This is a genomic window from Bartonella sp. A1379B, assembly GCF_002022485.1.
Taxonomy (GTDB): Bacteria; Pseudomonadota; Alphaproteobacteria; order Rhizobiales; family Rhizobiaceae; genus Bartonella; species Bartonella rochalimae.
This window is the reverse complement of sequence record NZ_CP019780.1, coordinates 311121-333879: the sequence shown is the minus strand read 5'-3', so window position 1 is coordinate 333879 and position 22759 is coordinate 311121. Positions and strand designations below refer to the sequence as shown.

Annotated in this window: 19 protein-coding genes and 1 other RNA gene; 3 read left to right on the top strand and 17 right to left on the bottom strand. The window is 36.6% G+C overall.

Translation table 11 applies throughout. From position 1 onward, the window contains the following. Window positions 1-11 precede the first annotated feature (11 nt). The 16 genes from ftsA to BA1379B_RS01285 form a co-directional block, all read right to left on the bottom strand. Entirely contained in the window at window positions 12-1307 is a 1296-nt protein-coding gene (gene ftsA, locus BA1379B_RS01360; RefSeq protein ID WP_078692312.1) for a cell division protein FtsA, read from the bottom strand. Beyond that, window positions 1304-2212 carry a cell division protein FtsQ/DivIB gene (locus BA1379B_RS01355; protein ID WP_078673633.1) on the bottom strand — a complete coding sequence of 303 codons (909 nt, stop codon included), beginning with the start codon at window positions 2210-2212 and terminating at the stop codon, window positions 1304-1306. Before BA1379B_RS01355 ends, ftsA begins: the two co-directional genes overlap by 4 nt. Further along, window positions 2200-3120: a D-alanine--D-alanine ligase gene (locus BA1379B_RS01350; protein WP_035006183.1), complete on the bottom strand. Its 921-nt coding sequence runs from the start codon at window positions 3118-3120 to the stop codon at window positions 2200-2202. Before BA1379B_RS01350 ends, BA1379B_RS01355 begins: the two co-directional genes overlap by 13 nt. Before the next feature lie 224 nt (window positions 3121-3344). Next, complete coding sequence (gene murB / locus BA1379B_RS01345; protein ID WP_035006184.1) at window positions 3345-4322, bottom strand: UDP-N-acetylmuramate dehydrogenase; 978 nt, start codon at window positions 4320-4322, stop codon at window positions 3345-3347. Beyond that, window positions 4300-5727 carry a UDP-N-acetylmuramate--L-alanine ligase gene (murC, locus tag BA1379B_RS01340; RefSeq protein WP_035006186.1) on the bottom strand — a complete coding sequence of 476 codons (1428 nt, stop codon included), beginning with the start codon at window positions 5725-5727 and terminating at the stop codon, window positions 4300-4302. The genes murB and murC overlap by 23 nt, the downstream gene beginning before the upstream one ends. Next, a complete protein-coding gene (gene murG, locus BA1379B_RS01335; RefSeq protein WP_035006187.1) occupies window positions 5711-6847 on the bottom strand; it encodes an undecaprenyldiphospho-muramoylpentapeptide beta-N-acetylglucosaminyltransferase in 1137 nt (378 codons plus the stop codon). Before murG ends, murC begins: the two co-directional genes overlap by 17 nt. Beyond that, window positions 6837-7994, bottom strand: a complete 1158-nt coding sequence (locus BA1379B_RS01330) for an FtsW/RodA/SpoVE family cell cycle protein (RefSeq protein WP_078674088.1) — start codon at window positions 7992-7994, stop codon at window positions 6837-6839. The genes murG and BA1379B_RS01330 overlap by 11 nt, the downstream gene beginning before the upstream one ends. 126 nt (window positions 7995-8120) lie before the next feature. Further along, window positions 8121-9527: a UDP-N-acetylmuramoyl-L-alanine--D-glutamate ligase gene (murD, locus tag BA1379B_RS01325; RefSeq protein WP_078692311.1), complete on the bottom strand. Its 1407-nt coding sequence runs from the start codon at window positions 9525-9527 to the stop codon at window positions 8121-8123. A 4-nt stretch (window positions 9528-9531) separates the two neighbouring features. Beyond that, on the bottom strand, window positions 9532-10602 hold the full coding sequence (gene mraY, locus BA1379B_RS01320; protein WP_078692310.1) for a phospho-N-acetylmuramoyl-pentapeptide-transferase: 1071 nt from the start codon (window positions 10600-10602) through the stop codon (window positions 9532-9534). A 23-nt stretch (window positions 10603-10625) separates the two neighbouring features. After that, window positions 10626-12044, bottom strand: a complete 1419-nt coding sequence (locus BA1379B_RS01315) for a UDP-N-acetylmuramoyl-tripeptide--D-alanyl-D-alanine ligase (RefSeq protein ID WP_078673630.1) — start codon at window positions 12042-12044, stop codon at window positions 10626-10628. Then, window positions 12041-13495, bottom strand: coding sequence for a UDP-N-acetylmuramoyl-L-alanyl-D-glutamate--2,6-diaminopimelate ligase (locus BA1379B_RS01310; protein WP_078673629.1), 1455 nt, complete (start codon window positions 13493-13495; stop codon window positions 12041-12043). Before BA1379B_RS01310 ends, BA1379B_RS01315 begins: the two co-directional genes overlap by 4 nt. A gap of 17 nt (window positions 13496-13512) precedes the next feature. Beyond that, window positions 13513-15264, bottom strand: coding sequence for a peptidoglycan D,D-transpeptidase FtsI family protein (locus tag BA1379B_RS01305; protein WP_078692309.1), 1752 nt, complete (start codon window positions 15262-15264; stop codon window positions 13513-13515). Beyond that, on the bottom strand, window positions 15264-15671 hold the full coding sequence (gene ftsL / locus BA1379B_RS01300) for a cell division protein FtsL (protein WP_078673627.1): 408 nt from the start codon (window positions 15669-15671) through the stop codon (window positions 15264-15266). The genes BA1379B_RS01305 and ftsL overlap by 1 nt, the downstream gene beginning before the upstream one ends. Then, window positions 15668-16708 carry a 16S rRNA (cytosine(1402)-N(4))-methyltransferase RsmH gene (gene rsmH, locus BA1379B_RS01295; protein ID WP_078674086.1) on the bottom strand — a complete coding sequence of 347 codons (1041 nt, stop codon included), beginning with the start codon at window positions 16706-16708 and terminating at the stop codon, window positions 15668-15670. The genes ftsL and rsmH overlap by 4 nt, the downstream gene beginning before the upstream one ends. 213 nt (window positions 16709-16921) lie before the next feature. Beyond that, window positions 16922-17310, bottom strand: an RNA gene (gene rnpB / locus BA1379B_RS01290) — RNase P RNA component class A. A 96-nt stretch (window positions 17311-17406) separates the two neighbouring features. Beyond that, on the bottom strand, window positions 17407-17925 hold the full coding sequence (locus BA1379B_RS01285; RefSeq protein WP_078673626.1) for a lytic transglycosylase domain-containing protein: 519 nt from the start codon (window positions 17923-17925) through the stop codon (window positions 17407-17409). Between the two features lie 571 nt (window positions 17926-18496). Here BA1379B_RS01285 and BA1379B_RS01280 point away from each other — a divergent pair. Beyond that, on the top strand, window positions 18497-18844 hold the full coding sequence (locus BA1379B_RS01280) for a hypothetical protein (protein ID WP_051668841.1): 348 nt from the start codon (window positions 18497-18499) through the stop codon (window positions 18842-18844). Window positions 18845-20051: 1207 nt separating this feature from the next. Next, a complete protein-coding gene (locus tag BA1379B_RS01270) occupies window positions 20052-20408 on the top strand; it encodes a DUF2293 domain-containing protein (RefSeq protein ID WP_078673624.1) in 357 nt (118 codons plus the stop codon). On the opposite strand, the gene ettA is transcribed toward BA1379B_RS01270, so the two are convergent. After that, a complete protein-coding gene (ettA, locus tag BA1379B_RS01265; RefSeq protein ID WP_078673623.1) occupies window positions 20398-22047 on the bottom strand; it encodes an energy-dependent translational throttle protein EttA in 1650 nt (549 codons plus the stop codon). The two genes, BA1379B_RS01270 and ettA, sit on opposite strands and share 11 nt — an antisense overlap. A 142-nt stretch (window positions 22048-22189) precedes the next feature. Here ettA and BA1379B_RS01260 point away from each other — a divergent pair, with 142 nt between their 5' ends. Continuing rightward, window positions 22190-22726, top strand: coding sequence for a hypothetical protein (locus BA1379B_RS01260; protein WP_078673622.1), 537 nt, complete (start codon window positions 22190-22192; stop codon window positions 22724-22726). The last annotated feature ends 33 nt before the right edge of the window (window positions 22727-22759 follow it).

Sequence of the window (22759 nt, the reverse complement as noted above, 5' to 3'; positions counted from 1 at the left end):
AAATAGACCTACTAAAAACTCTCACGCAACCACTGACCGACACGTTGAAAATACCCACCTGTGCCAGTTGATAATTGTCTCACTGTTGTATGAATTGTTTTTTCTTTGAAACCCGCTAATTGCGGATAGATTAACAATCCAACAGCTGACGAAAACGCCGCTCCTTTTGCAGAAGCAGGAAGCCTAGAAACACCTAAAGGCCGCCCTATACGAACATTTCTTCCTAATATATTACGCGCCATCTCTGGCAACCCAATTAACTGACTTGCTCCTCCAGTTAAAATAACCCGCTTACCAACAATATGACCAAACCCAGAACAACTCAAACAATCACGAAGCATTTCTAATATTTCTTCAACACGCGCCCGAATAATACGACTAAGAACTGCACATGGATATTGAGTTCGCTCATTTCCAATTTCAGCGACATTAATCATATGATGAGCATCAATACTTTCTGAAAGCGTTGAACCATACATAACTTTTAAACGCTCTGCTTCTTCAATAGACATAGACAATCCCCGTGCAACATCAAGAGTTATATGGTGCCCACCAATTGAAAGTGTATCTGCATGAACAAATTTTCCTTCAGAAAATATTGAAAATGTTGTTGTTCCAGCCCCAAAATCAATACATGCAGCTCCTAAACGTGCCTCATCATTAATCAAAACTGCAAGACCACTCGCAAAAGGTGTTGCGACCATTGCTTCAACACTTAAATGAGCACGATTAATACAAGCTTCCAAATTACGTAAAGATGCTGTTTCTGCTGTCACCACATGCACATCCACCCCAAACAATTCACCCATCATTCCAACGGGATCAGAGATTCCTTTATCTCCATCCAATATATAAGATATCGGAACGGAATGCATAATATGCCGTTCAGCCTCAAAAGCTTTACGCGAAACATTTGCCAAGGCCATACGCATATCACGCGCAGTAACTTCACGCCCGCCCAGATGTACTGTACCGTTAACAAAAGTACTTTTTAATCGGTTTGAGGAAAAATTTACAATAACTGAATCTACCACCAAACCAGCCATTTTCTCTGCAGCATTAACAGCTAAACGTATTGATTGTTCCGCTGCAAGCATATCCATAACAACACCAGATTTAATTCCACACGAGCGCTGTACACCAAAACCCAAAACCTCCATAAAATGTGTACGACCGTGTAAATGTTGCGGATATTTCAAAGGACGTAAACAAGCAATAAGACAAACAACCTTACTTGAACCCACATCAAGAACTGTTAGAAAACGCGTCTTGCGCCCCCTCCCATGATGTGATTTCAAAAACATCATATATTCCTTTCTTTTAATACCTTTAAAATACGTTCTTCTTCCATTACCGTCGCACGATGCTGTGCTAACACTTCATCTGACAAAGCAATCGTTATTCGATCAGAAAGACGTAAATCAATGCTTAAAGCATCGCGAGAAAAAAGATCTTTTGCCGTATTTGTCTTTAAAAGAGCAACAAGCCTTTCAACAGCGCCTTGCTCAGGCAACATAATACGCACCCCATTTTCTAAAAAAATATCCCAACGTCGATCACCCACACGCACATAAGCACGAATACGATCACGGAATTGCGAATATGGTAACAACGACTGAATAAATAACTTCGCTGCTTTTTGCGCTCCCTGACCAACAACAAGTGGTAAATTCTGAATTAAACCCGCCTGAAATGGTAAAATAATACGCCCTGTATCATCAATCACATCCATTACACCATCATGTTGCCAAATTGCGTATGGCTCACGCTCTACCATTGAAATACATATCCGGTTAGGATAAATTTTCCGAATATCAACCGATTGAATCCAAATTTGTTGTTCTAAAGTAGAACGTGCTTTATCAACATCAAAGCTAATAATTGATGGATGAACATCAAGCCCTAAAAGCTTCAAAACATATTGTTTTGTCATATTTTTATTGCCACTCATATCAACATGAGTAATCACAAAACCAAAATTTAATGTCACAAGCCTTATAATTCTATTCACATGACCGCTAGAAACAATGCCATAAAATAAGGAAAGCAAGAAAAAAGAAAAAACAGCAAAAGAGCCAAAATAACGCGGCACATGAATATCAGAAAATACAAATTGCAATATAAATCGGAGAAAGCAACGATAAAAACGTGGGAAAATTGGCGTTGATAGCGCCTTTAAAATTCCCATTTCGCCAACATTTAACGCATACATGACGCGTCCTCCACTATCCATTTAACAATGTCGCTATAAGTACGACCACTTGCTTTTGCAATATCTGGCACAAGAGAGGTTGATGTCATACCAGGCTGCGTATTAATTTCGAGCCAAATCAGCTCTTCCGTTTCTTCATTAAAACGAAAATCAGAACGACTAACACCTCGACAACCTATCGCTTGATGCGCTGCTAAAGACATTCTTTGCACTTTTTGGTAAATATTTAATGAAAGTTGTGCAGGACAAATGTGAATAGAACCTCCGGACTTGTATTTTGAATCATAATCATAAAACTGGAAATGTTGATCAGGTATAATCTCACAGACATCTAAAACTTCATCACCCAAAACAGCGCAAGTAAGCTCCCGACCAGGAATATACTTTTCAACGATTACCTCATCTTTATCCATCCGCTCAGAGCTTACTATATTATGAGGTGGAAATGCTTCATCGCCATTCACAATAATAACACCAATGCTCGATCCTTCATGCACAGGTTTAATTACATAAGGTGGTTCCAAAGGATGTTGTGATCCAATTGCACAACGATCCATTACATAAGAAGGAGCAACAGGAACACCAGCACTAGCAGCAATAATTTTTGCCCGCCCTTTATCCATTGCTAATGCTGACGCCATCACTCCAGAATGCGTATAAGGAATTTTCAAATATTCAAGAATGCCTTGAATACGTCCATCTTCACCAAACGAACCATGTAATGCATTAAAAACTATATGTGGTTGTAATTTCTCAAGAACAGAAGCAATACGACTATCAACATCTACACGAGTTACAGAATAACCATGAGCTTCAAGAATATCAGCGCAAGCAGAACCAGAAGATAAACTTACAGACCGTTCTGATGAAAGTCCTCCCATCAATACAGCTATATGCTTACCTCTCATAACGACTTATCCTTCTTCATATACTAAATACAGAATATATAAAAATAAAAATACTATATATAGGAAAAAGCTAGATTTATCTTTGCGAATCAATAACCTAGCGTCCTCTCTAATGAATCAGACTCAAAGGCTTGATGCAAGAGCTTCTCTGTTAATTTATTGATTTTTAATAGATTTTTTTCTTATCTCTTTGAAATGACTCAATTTTTTTAGTTATAAAAAAATCAATTATTCTGATCAAAAAGAGAGACTATACGATCTTGTTCAAATTGGCCAATACGCTGTATTTCCCACTGTAATAAATGTCCTGAATGAGCAAAAACACGAGCACGTACTGTTTCTCCTAATTTTTCAAGATCATAACCTGTTGCTTGATCAATATTAATCATAAAATTACAGTGCATCTCACTCATTTGAGCACCCCCAATTTTTAAACCACGGCACCCAGCCTCATCAATAACACGCCATGCAGATGTACCTACAGGATTACGAAAAGTGGATCCACCTGTTTTTTCACGAATAGGTTGTACCTTCTGCCGATGCAAAGCAACTTCCTCCATAGCTGCGCGGATATGATGTCTATTCCCTTGCTCCCCTTCCAATAAGGCAGCAACAAAAACAAAATCATCAGGAACATCGCAACAACGATAAGAATAATGTATATCGTTCACACTCAATATATGGCGTTGTCCTTTACGATCAAGCGCATAAACTTCAACAACACGCTCAGCAGTTTCAATACCATTAGCTCCAGCATTCATTTTTAATGCTCCTCCACAACCACCAGGAATACCATGATAAAAATGAAAACCAGAAAGTTCCGCTTCTAAAGCTGCTGCAGCCAAATGTTTACCCGCTACCGCAGCGCCAACCAAAAAGCGTTTTGATGACACTTGCTTCAACTGCCCAAAACCTTTTGCGGAAAGACGAACAACAATACCAGGGATACCTCCATCACGGACCAGAAGATTAGAACCAATCCCCACAATCGTTACAGGAATGGTTTCAGGCAAAGACTGAAAAAATAAAACTAAATCTGCTTCATCAGAAGGTTGATAAAAAATCTCAGCGAGTCCACCGGTGCGAAACCATGTTACCTTACGCATATTGACATTAGGCATTAATTTGCCTCGTATACCACGTAACGCCGGCTGTAATTTTTTTAACAGCCCTTCACCATCAATCGGCCGAAAATTTGTCATTGTTATCAAGTACCATTAATTGATCGGGCAGTGCGTAAGCCCATTGTGTGATGCTACCAGCACCCAGAAAAACCACATAATCACCAGATTTAGCTAACCTAGATACAATAGAAATAATATCTTCTAAACTATTAATCAGATGCACATCACGGTGGCCAGCCATCTGAATATGCTCAACTAATTCTTTAGAACCAAAACCAGCTATTGGCTCTTCACCAGCTGCATAAACCGGTGTAATCATCACTGTATCCGCATCATTAAAACAAGTAGAAAAATCATCAAATAGATGATACAAGCGCGTATAACGATGTGGTTGCATAATCGCAATGATATTTCCTTTTGCGCTCTCACGTGCTGCATGCAAAACTGCTTTTATTTCAACTGGATGATGCCCATAATCATCAAATATCTCAACTCCGTTCCAATTCCCTGTTTTCGTAAAACGCCGTTTAACACCACCAAACTCTGCTAATCCTTTCTTTATAGCTTCAGGTGAAATGCCGAGTTCATGTGCAATAGCAATTGCTGCAGTAGCATTAGAAACATTATGCTTCCCCGACATCGGTAAAATCAAATTGTTGATTTCAGTTTTTTCACCTGTTTTTCGTGATCGAATAAGAATATCGAAACACGCTTTTTGACCCTCCATTGAAAGATTAAGAAAACGAATATCTGCTTGTGGATTTGCGCCATACGTAATCACCCAACGATCATGAATACGACTAGCTAATGTCTGAACTTCTGGGTGGTCAATACACATAACGGCAAAACCATAAAAAGGCACATTTTCTACAAACTGCCGAAAAGCTTCACGTATAGCATTAAAATTGCCATAATGGTCTAAATGCTCAACATCGATATTGGTAACAACTGCTATATCAGCTGGCAATTTTAAAAACGTCCCATCACTTTCATCAGCCTCAACCACCATCCAATCCCCATCTCCCATACGTGCATTAGTCCCGTAAGCATTTATAATACCGCCATTAATGACTATCGGATCAAAATGACCTGCATCAAGAAGTGCAGCTACCATTGACGTAGTTGTTGTTTTTCCGTGCGTACCACCAATAGCAATTGTCCGACGAAAACGCATTAACTCAGCAAGCATTTCTGCTCGCTTAACAACTGGTAAATGCCTTTTTTGGGCAGCAATATATTCAGGATTTGTTTTCTTAATAGCAGTAGAAATAATAACAACTTCCGCTGCTCCCAAATTTTCAGCACGATGTCCTATACAAATATTAATTCCCTTATTCTGTAAGCGTTCAACATTTGCGTTATAAGTTTGATCAGATCCTTGAACTTTATAACCAAGATTATGAAGAACTTCAGCAATTCCACTCATACCTATACCTCCAATTCCTACAAAGTGGATAAGGCCAATATTAAGCGGCATTTTCATCAAATAACTCCTTTTTAATATCTAATAATGATCGTTCTAAAATCAATGCTTCAACCATATTTGCCAAAATAACGGTTGCATAAGGTTGCCCAACTTTTTTTGCAGACAGTGCTTGTTTTTCCAATAAGTGTGGCTCACAACAAACTTTTGTCAAGAGAGAAGCAAGTCTTTGCGTATCTAAATTTTTCTCTACTATAATCTGTGCTCCTCCTATTTCAGAAAGTTTAGCAGCATTCTCTGCTTGATCGTGATCTAGAGCGTAAGGATATGGAATAAATAAAGCTGGCCGACCAATCACAGCTATTTCACAAACTGTCGAAGCACCAGCACGTGACATAATAAAATGGGATTGAGCGATATGTTCAGCCATATTATCAAAAAAACGTGCAACTTCTGCCTGCACTCCCATATCATGATAAATTTTCATGAGATCTATGGTTTCATCATAAACCTGCTGAACAATGCGTAAACGTTTCCGTATACTTTGATCAAGTAAGGTAACTGCTCCAGGAACAACTTGTGAAAAAAAAGCTGCCCCTTGGCTTCCACCAAAAACCAAAAAATGAAATGGTTGTTCACCTATAGAAGGACAATAAGGAATCTTTGCAGCTTGAAGAATAGCCTTACGAACAGGATTACCTGTTATGAATGTTTTATGAGCATAAACACTGTTAGCTGATAATAAACCACCGGCAATAGCATTGACTCTAGACGCCAATAATCTATTAGCACGTCCCATAACAGCATTTTGCTCATGAATAAATGTCTTATATCCTATTAAGGTAGCAACTAAAAGTGGTGGAAAGGTAGGATAACCACCAAACCCACCGACAAGAACAGGTTGCAATTTATAAAAAAGCATCCATGATTGAAACATTCCCTTTAGCAAATACCAAAATGTTTTTATAAGTGCAAAAGGATGACGTCTTACAAAGGTTGCCGATGAAATAACATGAATATGTTTCTCATCAAAATGGCGGACAAAACGCTTAGCTCTTTTATCTGTCATCAAATGAACATCGTATCCACGCTCTCTCAGTTCAACAGCAAGCGCTTCTGCAGGGAAAAGATGCCCACCTGTACCACCAGCAGATAAAACAATAACTTTTTTATGTGTCATCAGCAGTATCCGAAACAAAAGTTGATAAAACAGTTGAAATACGCGCTTCTGGCCAACGACGTGTCAAACTCAGTAAAATACCTATCGAAATTGCAATTGCTACCATAGATGAGCCACCATAAGAAATAAAGGGTAGCGTCATACCCTTTGGAGGCATTAGGTGAAGATTAACCGCCATATTAATTGCTGATTGAAAACCAATTATCATTGCTATACCAGCAATACCAAAACGTGTGAAGATATCACGAGTGTTCAACGCTATATAAAGAGAACGTATAACAATAAAACCAAAAAGTGCTGTAATCAATAAACACAAAATAATACCATATTCTTCAGCTGCAACAGAAAATACAAAATCTGTATGGCTATCAGGAATAATACGTTTCACTGTACCCTCACCAGGACCTCTACCAAACCATCCACCATTTAAAATAGCTTCACGCCCTACATCAACCTGAAATGTATTACCTTCCCCTGTTAAAAAACCATTGATACGTTCACGGACATGATGAACAAAAAAATAAGCTAAAAAGCCTCCTAAAATGCCCAAAATAAGAAATAAGAAGACGACAATAAGAGGCATACCTGCAATAAAAAATAAGCCACCCCATGTTGCACTTATTAAAAGTGTTTGACCAATATCTGGTTGCAAAATAAGAAGCGTACAACAAATCACATATAGTGCAATAACCAATATACAGATAAGAACGCTTTTACGCTGTAGCTGTTCCGCAAAAAGCCAAGCAGATATAATAACAAAAGCCGGTTTCATAAATTCCGATGCTTGTAAAGAAATACCAAACACAGAAATCCAACGCCGTGCCCCTTTTAACTCAAGACCAAATAATAAAGTTGCAATCATAAGTACAAGCGTTGCAAACAATAACAAAATACATAAGCGGCGAATATTACGAGGCGAAAAAAAAGAAATAGTAATCATAATCACAAATGCAGGAATACTAAAAATAATATGCCAACGAACAAAATAAAAACTATCAGAAATTCCAATTTTTTTTGCAACAGAGGGGCTAGCTGCAAAAGATAGCATGATACCAATTCCCATAAGAATCAAACAAGCAGTAAAGATAGAGCGATCAATTGTCCACCACCAATTAGAGATTGGGCCTCGATCTGCACGAGTTATCATCATCTTCACTTTACCTTTTATAATCACATCTAAAAGAAATAATGTGATTTTCCTAATATCTTTGATGAGCAATTTAATCTAAATTACACTCAAAAAGATTCTCGACGGTTAACATAAAATAACTTTTTACAATTCTTGCTTCTTTAACTGCATAACAAGAGAAACAAAAGTCTCTCCACGTACCTCATAATTCTTAAATTGATCATAACTTGCACAAGCTGGAGAAAACAGAACCACAGCTTTTTTCTCCATATCACGGGCTGCATCACTAGCCGCTTCGCGGACTGCATTTTCTAAAGTCAAACTCATCGAAAAAGGAAAAGCAGAACCGATAATGCGCGCAAAATTTTCCGCTGCACTACCAATTAAATATGCTTTACGAATTTTATAAAAAAATCCTTTAAGAGCATCAATCCCACCTTCTTTTGCCTGCCCTCCAACAATCCAAAAAATATTATTAAAAGTAGTCAGTGCAGGAACAGATGCCTCTGCATTGGTAGCCTTACTATCATTAATAAACAAAATAGATCCAATTTTACACACCTGTTGCATTCGATGCGCAAGCCCTAAATAGCTTGCTAAATGCTCTTCTATATCTAAGGTAGTAATTTTTAATATCTGCAAAGTCGCTAAAGCCATAAGAGCATTTTCTGCATTATGACTTCCACGTAATGAAGCTATATTTGCCAAATCTGCAAGCATATGATGTTGCCCATGATAAATAGCAAAAAGTTTTGTTCCTTCTACATAAAAACCATTTTTAACAACATGCTCTTTAGACACTGGATCAATTGGATAACCTTCATCAAAAAGCTTTTGATATAAAGCACAGCAAACCAAACTATCAATTGAAATAAGAGCACGAGAAGCTCTAGAAACAACGCGTTCTTTGACCTGCACATAGCGTTCAAAGCTACCATGGCGATCAATATGATCAGGTGTTAAATTCAACAAAAGACCAACAGTTGGCTGAAGAGACGGAGCTAATTCTATTTGAAATGACGAACATTCAATAACATAAATACGTTTTTTTACAAATGGCTTAAGCGTTAATATTGCTGTTCCAATATTACCTCCCATTTGCACATCATAACCCATTTTTTCTAAAAGATGAGCAAGTAAAGCAGTGGTTGTTGATTTACCATTTGTACCTGTAATAGCAATAAATGGAACATCCTGGTCATCAAAACCATTTTGCTGTAAAAAAAGATTACGTGCACGAACAAATAGCTCAATATCACCGATAATTTCGATATTTTCTTGACGCGCTTTTTCAACAACCCAATGTGGCCTTGGATAAGTTAAAGGCACTCCAGGAGCTAAAATCAACGCAACAAATTCTGTCCAATCTTCATAATACAGATTCTTTGTGGGAATATTTTCCTTACAAGCAGCTTCCACACTAGAACAATTATCATCCCAAGCAACTACTTCTGTACCACAAGCAATTAAAACTTTTGCTGTAGCTATTCCTGATTTCCCTAACCCAAATACAGCAACTTTTTGACCTTTATAACACTCAACAGAAATCAAGATTTCACCTCAATTTAAGTGTTGAAAGACCAATCAATGCTAAGACAATCGTAATAATCCAAAAACGTATCACAATCTGACTTTCTGTCCAACCTTTTTTCTCAAAATGATGGTGAATTGGCGCCATAAGAAACACACGCGTTTTCGTCAGTTTGAACCAACCTACTTGAATAATAACTGACATCGCTTCTAAAACAAAAAGTCCACCAATAATAGCTAAAACAATTTCGTGCTTCGTGGCAACAGCAATAACACCTAGCAACCCGCCAAGAGCCAAAGAACCAGTATCTCCCATAAAAATAGCTGCTGGAGGTGCATTATACCATAAAAAGCCCAGTCCAGAACCAAAAACTGCTCCAAGTAAAACAGCTAACTCACCCGTGCCTGCCACATAATGAATTTGTAAATAATCAGCAAAATTCATATTCCCAGACAGATAAGCAATCAATGCAAAAGATAAAGAGACAACCATCACAGGAACAATAGCAAGCCCATCAAGACCGTCCGTTAAATTAACAGCATTACCAGTACCTACGATAACACAAGCAGTAAAAGGAATAAAAAACCAACCCAAATTAATAAAATAATCCTTTACAAAAGGCAAAGCTAATCCTGGTGAGCCAACTTCTAAAATAATAAAACACGCAATGACTGCGATTACAAATTCCAAACTTAATCGCGCTTTTCCAGAAAAACCTTTATGCGTTTGCTTTGTCACTTTAAGATAATCATCATAAAAACCAATTATCCCAAAAGAAAGCATAACAAATAACGAAACCCAAAAATAAATATTTAATAAATCACACCATAAAAATGCCGATATCATAATACCAATTAAAATCATTAATCCACCCATAGTAGGTGTTCCAGCTTTTTTAAAGTGAGTTTGAGGTCCATCAGTTCGAATTGGTTGTCCTTTCCCCTGCCGACTTTTGAGAAAAGCAATAATACTTGGACTAAACAAAAAAACAATCAAACCTGATGTCAAGATAGCTGCAACAGTTCGAAAAGTAATATACCGAAAAACATTAACACCTGGAATCCAATCATTCAGCAAGGAAAAAAATAGCATCATAGCGAAAAAACCTAATAAAATTATCAAGAAATGACTTTATAGCGATTAAGAATTTCAGCCACAATATTTGATAAATAAATATGGTGTGATGATTTAATCATAATAAGATCCCCATTTGAAATTTCTGAAAAAACAAGCGGAACAATTTCCTCAATATTTTCAGCATGATAAACAGTAACATAAGCAGAAAGATCACTGGCTAAAACGCCCATTTCTTTACCAACCAAAAAAACCAAATCAGCACCAGAAACACGAATGGATTCCAACAAATCACGATGTAATTTTTCACTATGGTCCCCTAATTCAAGCATATCACCCAAAATAGCAATTCGTCTCCCACCTACACCTATTGGTCCTGTTGCAAGAAGATCAAGAGCAGTCCTCATAGAAACAGGATTAGCATTGTAACTTTCATCGATTAAATGAAACATACCACCATTTGATAAAGACAGCTTATAAAGAGCTCCACGGCCTTTTTGAAGAGAAAAACGACCCAAAGCGAGCGTAACATGTGCCAAATCAGCACAAACCGTATCACAAGCTGCAAGAACACTTAAACCATTTTGTACCATATGTTGACCAGGCGCACCAATTTTAATCATCATATCTTTCTGATCAAAATGTACAACCATACAAGAGCAATTCTCTAAAAGGTGAACCTCCTTCACTTGATAATCAGCAGAATTAGAACGGCCAAAACTTCGAATTTCTTTCACACCACATTGTTTTGCTTTTTTAAGCAAATAAGAAAAAAAATGATCATCTGCGTTTAAAAGAGCTATACCATTTTTGTCTAATCCTTCAAAAATTTCAGCCTTGGCATCTGCAACTTCTTCAAGATCTTTGAAAAATTCCATATGCCCAGCTGCAATACGAGTGATTAATACCACATGCGGACAAACCAACTTCACCAAAGGACGAATTTCATTTTTATGATTCATACCAATTTCAAAGATACCATAATCACTATCTATAGGCATTCGTGCCAAAGTCAGTGGAACACCCCAACAATTATTCAAAGAAGCAAGATTAGCATGAACCTTTCCAACAGTTTCAAGTGCTTGTTTAAGAGCTTCTTTTGTAGTTGTTTTTCCCACAGAGCCTGTAATAGCTATAATTCTAGCTTTTGAACGTTTACGTGCTGCTTGCGCGAGCTTTTCTAATGCCTGCAAAACATCAGGAACGACAATCAATGGAGCTGTTATTTTTTTCATTTCGTCTAAACGATTTTGTGCAACCACTAAAACTCCAGCACCTTGTGCATAGGCGTGCGCCGCAAAATCATGACCATCAAGATGGTGCCCTTTAATGCAGAAAAAAACATCACCTGCAACAAGAGTCCGACTATCAATAGAAACCCCAGAAAAAATTTCTGGTAAACATCCAACTGTAAAACCATCCATTGCAGAAATGAGTGCCTGTTTATCCCATAAAGCTATCACTTATTCCGCTCCTTTAAAGCAGCAATTACTTTCAAACGATCTGAAAAAGGATATATCTCTTGGCCTATAATTTGTCCATTTTCATGACCTTTACCTGCAACAATTAATGTATCTCCAGCTTTCAGCAATCCCACCGCATACTCAATTGCTTGACCACGATCCGCTATTTCTATTGCTTCCGGCACTGCTTGTAAAATATCTTTTCGAATTTTCTCCGGTGCTTCCGTGCGAGGATTATCATCGGTTACAATCATAATATCAGCTTTATTTCCTGCAATTTTTCCCATCAAAGCTCTCTTTCCTTGATCACGATCACCACCACAACCAAAAACAAGAATTAAACGTCCCTGTGTAAAAGGACGAACAGAAAGTAACACCTGCTCTAAAGCTTCTGGCTTGTGCGCATAATCGACGTAAACAGGTGCACCATCTTCTGTGTTTCCAACTAATTCTAATCGGCCAGGTGCCCCTTGCAATTTTTCAAGAGAACGAAAAACCATATCTGGAGGTGCATTTGTCGCAATCGCTAAACCTGCAGCCATAAGTGCATTAGTTACTTGAAAATCACCAGCAAGTGGCAAATCAAATGTATAAATATTATTTCCCATCCGACATTCAACACGTTGTTTTAATCGTTGATGTTCAACACGATTAAGCGTGATGAATTTTCCTGTGCGACCAATTGTCAGAACTTGCCGGTGAGCTTGTCTAACAGTATCGATAACCTTTTGTGAGTAAACATCATCTGCAAAGATAAGAGCAGGTGCATCTTGCGGTAAAAGCGTATGAAATAGTCTCATCTTAGCATGGAAATAATGCTCTATGGACTTGTGATAATCCATATGATCACGCCCTAAATTGGTAAAAGCAGCTGCCGCTAAATGCACTCCATCAATCCGACATTGATCAAGCCCATGTGAAGAAGCTTCAAAGGCTGCATGTGTAACACCTTCATCATTAGCAATTTCACATAATAAACGCTGTAACATTACTGGATCAGGTGTGGTTAGAGAACCAATATCATGACGTTTAGGTGATACAACGCCTACTGTTCCTATACTAGCAGCACAAAAACCAATATATTCCCAAATTTGCCGAACAAAAGACACAACCGATGTCTTACCGCTTGTACCTGTAACAGCAACCACTGTTTCAGGTTGAGAATTATAAAAACGGGCAGCTGCTATAGCTAATTTATGACGTACATCCAACACATGAATAACAGGAATAGATAAGTTCTCGAAAACAAAATTATTATCTGTAATAATGACCCGTGCACCACGCTGTATGGCATCATTTACATACTTTTTGCCGTCGCTTTGATTTCCCTTAAGGGCCACAAAAACATAACCCGGTAATACTTGACGAGAATCAGCACTTATCCCTGTAATTTCGATTGAGGCAAGACAATCATCTTTAATACACTCTATAAATAATTCTCCAAGCAACACGGCTATTTACCTTTATATTAGTTTTTCATTGTTGTTTTCGGTAATCTCAAATTGCTTTTTGTTCTTACAATTGGTTGATACTCTTTTTTAAAATCCGGTTCTATTCCAAGAAAAATAGCTGAACGTCGAATGATGTTGGCAAGCATTGGAGCTGCATTCATTGCTGCTGTTGCTGAATGTTTTCCATCTTCTGGCTTAGGCTCATCAATAATTGTTAAGACAATATAAGAAGGATTATCTATAGGAAAAGCAGCCAAAAAGCTATTAAAGTTCTTTACTTTAGAATACTTTCCATTTTCAACTTTTTCAGATGTTCCTGTCTTACCACCAATACGATAACCTACTACCTTTGCATTACGCCCCGAACCAATATCACTATTTAACTTATAAAGATAACGCATATCTTGGCTTGTTTGAGGATGAAGAACCTGCTTAGCATATTTCAAAGCCTCTTTTTTAGAGCGTTTTAAAAATGTAGGATTAATTAACAAACCACTATTCATTAAAGCAGCAGCAGCCACTGCTGTTTGCAATGGCGTTGTTGCCATACCATGTCCAAAAGAAATCGTCATAGAATTGATATCCTTCCAATAATGGGGATAAATCGGTTGGGCCACTTCAGGCAATTCCGTTGATATACGCTCAAGTAAACCAAGTCGTTTTAAAAAATTACGATGTCCATCTACTCCTATTGCCAATGCCTCTCTAGCAGAACCAATATTAGAAGAATAAATAAAAACTTCCCACAATTTTAAAAGGCGATTTTTCCCATGAAAATCACGAATAAAATGATTACGACTTGCTTGAATTGGTTGGGAAGCATCAATAATACTGTTTAAATCAAAAAGCCCTGAATCAAGCGCCATTGCTGTGGTGAAACTTTTAATAATTGACCCCATTTCAAAAGTTCCAGCGGTCATGCGATTAAAGCGGTCACTTTTAAGAGCATCAACAGGATTTGCAGGAGAAAAATCTGGCACTGATGCCAATGCTAAAACTTCACCTGTATAAATGTTTAAAATAATAGCACCCGCAGCAATTGCTCGATAACGTTTCATGGCTTCCATCAATTCATCATGTACAATTGCCTGAACACGTATATCAATAGAAAGTTGCACTGGCTTCAATGATTCCTCTGTAGCAAGACCGGTAGCACGAAGAACGCTCAATCCATTATCATCAATATATTTTTCCATGCCAGCCAAGCCTTGATTATCAACATTGACCATACCAAGAATATGTGAAGCTATAGATCCTCCTGGATAAAAACGACGTATTTCAGTACGAAAACCAATACCTGGAATGCCAAGTTCCATAATTTGCGCCTTTTGCGTTGGAGTTAATCCACGTTGGATCCAAGAAAAACCAGAATTTCTTTTTAAACGTTTATGGACTTCCTGCCAATTCAGTTTTGGCAAAACTGTTGAGATTAATTCGATCGTCTCATCTACATCAATAATACGACGTGGTTCAGCAAAAAGCGAATAAGTTGTAATATCTTTTGCTAATAAACGCCCATTGCGATCAACAATATCAGGTCGAGAAGCTAATTGCACTATCAACGGCCCTTTTCCTTCTTCAATTTGACCACCTTTAATCCCATAAAAAATAAGGCATTTCCCTATAAGCCCATAAAGAAAAAGAAAACACAATAAAGCAAAAATCAAACGTGGACGATTAGAATACGGCTGATACATAGAAGAAGGTAAAGATTTTAACTGATTATTTGAATAATTGTTCTTTTGTGAAAATAAGAACGACAATTGCATCACCGCCCACCTTTTTGAACAAAACTATTTCTATGAACACTACGATTCTCAGCTAAAAAAGCTTTATCATCGTCTTCAAAGGTATTCTGCTTGATCAATTCTTCAATTTTATCTTGCAAACGCATTGGAATATCTTTTAATTTTACAACTTGACGTGGCTGTATTAACTCTAAACTCAGTTCTTTTTTGTAACGTTCTGCAAGTTTTCTCATGCGTGAAGGATCAATCATTACAGCCCATTCAGTATGAAGCAAATTAACCATATTTTTTTCTTCTGCAATTTCCCGCTCAATACGTTTCACTTCACCAATCTGTTTTTGGACCCCATATTTAACCTTGTAAGTAAGACTCGCTATACAAATCATGACCACTACTAAAATCATATCGAATGTGCGAAAAATTATCATTTCTTACTGCCTTCAAAACGAACAATTTCTGCCAAACCAAATAATTTCATATCTGCTGCAATAGCAACTTCTTGAGTCCGTACCCCCATACGCAACCTCGCAGAACGTGCACGAGGATTTTTCTGTAACTCTTCTTGAGTTGGGGTTTTCACACCTTTAAACAAAGGAATAAAGGTTGCTGGAGCTGATTTTATTTCAGGAAGATAACGTGATCCCTTTTTATGACCAGAACGAGCAGAGAAAAATTTTTTTACCATGCGATCTTCAAGAGAATGAAAGCTAACGACTGCCAATCGTCCTCCTGCTTTTAAAACACGCTCAGCAGCGAATAAACCACATGCAAGCTCGGCAAGCTCATTATTAACATAAATGCGTAATGCTTGAAATACACGCGTTGCAGGATGAATATGATCGCCTGGTTTTCTTCCTATTAAAGATTCAACAGCATGAGCAAGATCAATTGTACGCAAAAAAGGGCGAATACAACGACGTTTCTCAATCATCCGAGCAATTCGAACTGCGTAACGCTCTTCCCCAAATGTTTTAAACAGTTGCGCCAAATCATCCGCCTTTAAATAATTAACAACATCAGCTGCTGTAAAACCAATCTGCCCCATTCGCATATCTAATGGACCGTCTTTTTGAAAAGAAAAACCACGTTCAGGTTCATCAAGTTGCATAGAAGAAACACCAATATCAAGAATAACGGCGTCGACTTTCTCTTCTACTATATGATCCAACTGTGAAAACTCTGCTTGAACTAAACGGAGACGTGGAAAAAATTGATCAACAAGTGCTTGTCCCTCACGAATTGCATGAGGATCACGATCAAGAGCGATAACTTCTGCACCCGCATTCAATAGGGCGCATGAATAACCACCAGCACCAAAAGTGCCATCAATCACTTTTGATCCAGCTAATGGTGCAAGCTCAGCTAATACTGACTGCAACAATACTGGAATATGGCGTTCGACTCCACTATCCTGCCTTCTCAAAATACCCCATCTTGATCTATGTTTTACAAAATCATTAACCATCGACGGCATATGAGATTATCATATGCCAAAACTTTAACTCTCATTTTTACTACAAAGAGCAAGTCAAGTTAAAGCTGAATCACTATATACATTGGCTTATTAATACTTAAAGAAATGTTATAATTTTTTAAAAAAATGCTTTATTTTTGAGCGTAAAAACTCTCAAAATATGCACTTTTATCAAAATATATGTAAATTTTTTATTATATATCAAATATCAGTCGGCCTATAAGCCGGGTTCTGTTAGTAAAGTTATGCTTTACATGGCAACCATTCATCTAGGACGGATGTTACCATCCGCCTCATGCAACCTACCCAAATGACTCGCCTGGAAACTGGCTGCAAGTCAAGCCTTGCGCATCATTTCTATTCGGTCTTGCTCCCGATGGGGTTTACCTTGCCACACTCATTACTGAGTGTGCGGTGGGCTCTTACCCCACCCTTTCACCCTTACCTATAAAAATAGGCGGTTTGCTTTCTGTGGCACTTTCCCTAGGGTCACCCCCGCCGGGTGTTACCCGGCATCGTTTTTCCATGGAGCCCGGACTTTCCTCACCTATTACTTTTTAATATTTAATAGGCGCGGCTGCCCAGCCGACTGATTTTTTATTTATACAATATTTTTCATCAAGTGAAAATAGCAACAAAAGGATATTTTATAAGCCTTATCAAAATAATTAGACTACTTACAAAGCATATTACTGCTTTAATGAAGCTAAATATGTTTTAACTTTTGAACAATATCTCGCTGAAATAGAATTCATTTTTTTTGCAGAATGACCTGCATTATATTTAAGAACTGTACGACACGTATCTCCCCTACTAAGTTTATGCGCCCGCGCTAAATAACGCATACCATATTCAAGATTAATTGCAGGCTCATAAAGATCTTTTACAGAACCGTTAAAACCCAACCATCGTGCAGTAGACGGCTTAATTTGCATCAATCCTATTTCACCAGAAGAACCTTTTGTATGAGCATTATAGTTGCTCTCAACACTGATAACAGCATGCACCAAATTTATAGGAACTTTATGTTTAATTGCAATTTTTTTGATAAGATCTTCATAAGGACGAACAGAAGCCTTAGAATTAGAAGAAGAGAACTCTAAGTTCTTACTTGAATCTACAATACTAATTACTGCAAAAGCTATTTTAATATTTAACACAAAAAATACAGCAAATGCTGTACTAAAAAAGATTTTTAAAAATTGCATTCTTTCTCTCTTCACTAATACATTCGTAACCTGAACCATAATGATTTTAAAAATGTATTTTATTGAATAAAAAAGCCAAAAAACGTCATAAAAATGAAAATATTAAGATAATTTCAAGATATCTCTAATAGTTAGAGAAGGATTTTTTAAAATTTTGATTATATTTTTCATTTTATACAGTAAAAAATATAACACATTTATCATTGATATCTTATGATAATAAATTTAAATTAGAAAAATAGCACCGAGACAATTCGATTACTTACAACACAAGCTTATCAAGGTTTTATTAGTAATAATTTCATCACTCTATTGTGATCAGATCAACTGAAATCTTCCATTCATCGCATATAATGGCTAAAAACCAGTGCTCAAAAAATTACTTATTGTAATCAATATTTTTAAATACACATTCATATAAAAATATAATTGAATTTTATCTTAAAAGAACAATATATGTCTTTTATATATTATTTTATATATTATTTCCAAAATAGCAGATATGAAATTATAATTTAAAAATTATGTGATTTAGATGTAATCTTATACGTTATAATTTTAGGATTTAGAAATGATCAAATTCCGCTGGCGTAACATTATTCTGATTTTGCTATTTATCTTGATAGCTGGTTTACTAGCTTATCGCTTTGTATTTAATAGAATAATTGTTTCTCACCAGATGAATAAAACAAAGAATATGCAGTTAGAAGAAGCAATATCTTTCCCGAATGTTACAATGCACCTTTTCAAAATGAATGATCAACAAAAACAAAGAATTGTTTATCAAGCGCGTAAAGATGCTATTTCTTCTGCTCTTGCAAGCGGACAAAATAATGAACAAGCTCAAAAATTTGCTGAAATCGTTATCAGAACTGTATCAGAAGAAATTTTACATCCTTCTACTGTAAACTCTTATTAATTATTTTCTGCATAATTTTAAGACAATTATATATGTTTACCAATGATTTTAAGTCTATTTTGCCATATTCTCCACTAATTCTAAAAACCATAGAGACACACTAAACTCAAAATTTTAATTCTTATATTAAGAAAGTACAATCAAGATATAACATGTACTCAAAACTTATCTTTTATAACGTTCTCTTTTTCTTTCTAAAAAACGAAGTTGATTAATCACCTTTTTGCTCTGTTTACCGCTCAAGATTTTCTGCACAGATTGAATACTATGTTCTATATAATCCATATATTAAGAGAAACAAAATCTATCCACTATAAAATATCGAAGTCTCATATCATTAAACCTCTTCTATTTTTTCGTGAAATTAAAAACCAACCTTATAAATTTTGATACGAACCTATGCTTGTTGTACTTAATTAACGTGGTTGTCCTGTTATACTCAACAAAATTCTTAGATAGCCTATTTCTTTTTTCAAGAATAAAGTTATAGAACTCATATAATAAAAAACCCGACTGAAAGATTCTTCCAGCCGGGTTAGACAATCTGAGGGATCCACGCGGGGGGGGGGAGAGGTTCCCTGATTGTCTGCTCGCATCACTCATTAAAGTAAATGACACAGTTTTTTTTATATAAAATATTTTAAACGACAAGAAATTCTTATGATTGTTTATAAAAAACATAAAAAAAATTGCAATTTGAGTATAAAAATGGAAAAATTAAGGCAAAAAATATTCAAAAATGATCCAATTTGGAGCAAATCCATTCAAAAATCTGTCATCAGACTCTTTCTAATCATCTTAACTTTTATAAAAACTTCACTAAATATTAAAATTTCACCAAATTTTTTTTACAATTTAAAATTGTTATGAACAACTGTCTAAACCAGTAATAAGCTGTAATAAACTACTGATAAATACACATGCTTCTTTTCTCTTCCATAGGATGATAAAATGGCAAATACCTAATATGAAATTGCCACATAACCTAGCTATTAGAGCAAACATCACATAAGTTTAACGATAAACACGCTAAAAAAATTATCTTTATTTCTATAAAAATACATTTGACTATATACTTTATATTCCTAAGCGCCAAATTACTGATACTAAAATCTATAAATAAAATGTGTTAATCAACACACTAGCCATTAAATGATCAATTAAAGTACCATTTTTGTGTTATCAAATAAAATGAAAATAAACTCCTATGACAATACGCAGAAAACAGAAAATTTCTAAAGAACTAATAACTCTTATCCCACAAGTTCCATACCTTGATAGCCAATGTATTTATACTGCTGCTACACGAACCTCTATGAAATATCTTCCTCCTTCCATTGCAGTTTGGCTCGCAACAATTGCTCATATACGACATCAACATACAGAGTATGATAATTTACTTTGTGAAGGTTATGATCGAGATTCAGCGCTCTTTTTTGTCTTTGATGCAATTAACAAAACACTCATTGAATGGGGCGCAAATCGCCTTTTAAAACGTGAAGAAAGCACGAACGATATCAATATCACCTCAGTACCACTTAAAACAAATAGTTTTAACGTGTAAGAGGTTTGTAATTGGCACGCCTAGAATTAATAGAATCTGGCCCAAGACGGCTAACCTTATCTGCTTCATATTCAGAAAAATTACCTTCAAACCATTCCACATGGCCATTTCCTTCAAAAGCCAAAATATGTGTTGCCAATCGATCTAAAAACATACGATCATGCGATATAATAACCGCACAACCAGCGAAACTCTCTAATGCATCTTCTAACGCACCCAATGTTTCTGTATCAAGATCATTTGTTGGCTCATCAAGAAGAAGAACATTTCCTCCTTCTTTCAAAAGTTTAGCCAAATGCACACGATTGCGCTGTCCTCCTGACAGCTGCGCTACTTTCTGCTGCTGATCTGTACCTTTAAAGTTAAAAGCACCACAATAAGCACGACTATTCACTTCATGTTTACCTAACTTAATGATTTCATTTCCGCCGGAAATTTCTTCCCAAACAGTCTTATCACCTGCCAATGCATCACGGCTTTGGTCAACATAACTCACTTGAACTGTTTCTCCAATACGAATCTGTCCTGAATCTAATTTCTCTTGCCCAGTCAACATCTTAAATAAGGTCGATTTTCCCATACCATTAGGACCAATAACTCCAACAATACCGCCTGCAGGCAACTTGAAAGAAAGAGAATCAATTAATACACGATTACCATATGCTTTTGACAAATTATCAACTTCAATAACAACCTGTCCCAATCTCTCGCCAATAGGAATAATAATCTGCGCCTCCCCAGGATGACGCTCATGCGCTGCCTGAACCAATGTATCATAAGCCTTAATACGGGCTTTCGATTTTGCTTGACGAGCCTTTGGACTAGAGGCTATCCACTCTTTCTCGCGTGACAATACACGCTGGCGAGCAACTTCCTCGCGACTTTCTTGTGCTATACGTTTAGCTTTAGCGTCCAAATAAGCAGAATAATTACCCTCATAAGGGATTCCTTTACCGCGATCTAATTCTAAAATCCAACCTGTTACATTGTCAAGAAAGTAACGATCATGGGTAATTAAAAGCACTGCACCTGGATATTCACGTAAATGCCTTTCAAGCCAAGCTGTTGTTTCAGCATCTAAATGATTTGTCGGTTCATCCAAAAGCAATAAGTCAGGTTTTGATAAAAGCAATTTACAAAGGGCAACACGCCGTTTTTCACCTCCTGAAAGTTTTGTCACATCCTCATTCCCTGATGGACAACCAAGAGCAGCCATAGCCATTTCTACTTGGCTTTCTAAATCCCAAAGATTCTGACTATCAATAATATCCTGAAGTCGAGCACCTTCATCAGCTGTTTCATCACCATAATTCATCATCAGTTCATTGTAACGATCTACAATTGCTTGCTTATCAGCAAGCCCTTCCATCACATTTCCACGCACATCTTTATGTGTATTAAGAACAGGTTCTTGCGGAAGATAGCCACAACGTGCTCCTTCAGCAAGCCATGCTTCTCCTGTATATTCTTTATCTAATCCAGCCATAATACGTAAAATGGTTGATTTACCTGCACCATTTGGACCTAAAATACCAATTTTTGCATCTGGATAAAAAGACAGATGGATATTCTCCAAAATTTTCTTATTGCCATAAGCCTTATTAAGCCCAGCCATATGATAGATAAATTGACGTGCCATAAATTTCTCTTTATTATTGCAACTTGCGTTATGGAGCTTTTCTTAAATTTTGTAACGCATAATATTTAACTATTGCTCTAATAGCTCCTTGTTCTATATTGGTATATTTTTTCTGATCTCACAAGCCCTACTGCGACTTTAAATGCAAAAAAACATTCCTTTGAAAAGAAAAAAGCAAATACTCTTAGCTCTGCCTGAGACGTGTTATAAAAAATCATCTCTTTTTTCTATACCAGATTTGAAATTATGTTCTTACCGTATCAAACCAATCTATCAATGCCATACAGAACTACAAGATAAGCCTATCCTTTATGCCCCTTCTTTCCTCATCCTATGGGCTATACAATATGCTATAAAAAATCCCTATCTCTTTTCTTCGCTCTTGTGTCATAAACCAAAATGGGATTCATTCTTTCCTTTGATGTGGTACGAACTGCGTTTAAAAAACGAATGCTATCTCCTAGGATCTGACGTCCAAAGTCCTATGATTAACAAAGCTCTGCGCAAACATATGGCAGTTACTGACCACCATTCTCTATCTATTGGCAAATGGTTACAATTGATAAAAAATTATCACAATTACCGTAAAGATTTATCTATTCCTTTTTTTGGGTTTGATGATAATAAAATGAGTACTGACATTCATCATATCATTTCAAAACTTCATGATGAAACATAATCTTTTAAAACACAAAGCGTCTACCAGCTCACT

Excerpts from the sequence above, each read along its gene's own strand:
- rsmH (WP_078674086.1), bottom strand. The coding sequence starts at position 16,708 with ATGGTTAATGATTTTGTAAAACATAGATCAAGATGGGGTATTTTGAGA.
- ftsL (WP_078673627.1), bottom strand. The coding sequence starts at position 15,671 with ATGATAATTTTTCGCACATTCGATATGATTTTAGTAGTGGTCATGATT.
- BA1379B_RS01270 (WP_078673624.1), top strand. The coding sequence starts at position 20,052 with ATGACAATACGCAGAAAACAGAAAATTTCTAAAGAACTAATAACTCTT.
- murG (WP_035006187.1), bottom strand. The coding sequence starts at position 6,847 with ATGACACATAAAAAAGTTATTGTTTTATCTGCTGGTGGTACAGGTGGG.
- BA1379B_RS01285 (WP_078673626.1), bottom strand. The coding sequence starts at position 17,925 with ATGCAATTTTTAAAAATCTTTTTTAGTACAGCATTTGCTGTATTTTTT.
- murB (WP_035006184.1), bottom strand. The coding sequence starts at position 4,322 with ATGACAAATTTTCGGCCGATTGATGGTGAAGGGCTGTTAAAAAAATTA.
- BA1379B_RS01305 (WP_078692309.1), bottom strand. The coding sequence starts at position 15,264 with ATGCAATTGTCGTTCTTATTTTCACAAAAGAACAATTATTCAAATAAT.
- BA1379B_RS01330 (WP_078674088.1), bottom strand. The coding sequence starts at position 7,994 with ATGATAACTCGTGCAGATCGAGGCCCAATCTCTAATTGGTGGTGGACA.
- BA1379B_RS01260 (WP_078673622.1), top strand. The coding sequence starts at position 22,190 with ATGCAAAAAAACATTCCTTTGAAAAGAAAAAAGCAAATACTCTTAGCT.
- murC (WP_035006186.1), bottom strand. The coding sequence starts at position 5,727 with ATGAAAATGCCGCTTAATATTGGCCTTATCCACTTTGTAGGAATTGGA.
- mraY (WP_078692310.1), bottom strand. The coding sequence starts at position 10,602 with ATGATGCTATTTTTTTCCTTGCTGAATGATTGGATTCCAGGTGTTAAT.
- BA1379B_RS01355 (WP_078673633.1), bottom strand. The coding sequence starts at position 2,212 with ATGTATGCGTTAAATGTTGGCGAAATGGGAATTTTAAAGGCGCTATCA.
- BA1379B_RS01280 (WP_051668841.1), top strand. The coding sequence starts at position 18,497 with ATGATCAAATTCCGCTGGCGTAACATTATTCTGATTTTGCTATTTATC.
- ettA (WP_078673623.1), bottom strand. The coding sequence starts at position 22,047 with ATGGCACGTCAATTTATCTATCATATGGCTGGGCTTAATAAGGCTTAT.
- ftsA (WP_078692312.1), bottom strand. The coding sequence starts at position 1,307 with ATGATGTTTTTGAAATCACATCATGGGAGGGGGCGCAAGACGCGTTTT.
- BA1379B_RS01350 (WP_035006183.1), bottom strand. The coding sequence starts at position 3,120 with ATGAGAGGTAAGCATATAGCTGTATTGATGGGAGGACTTTCATCAGAA.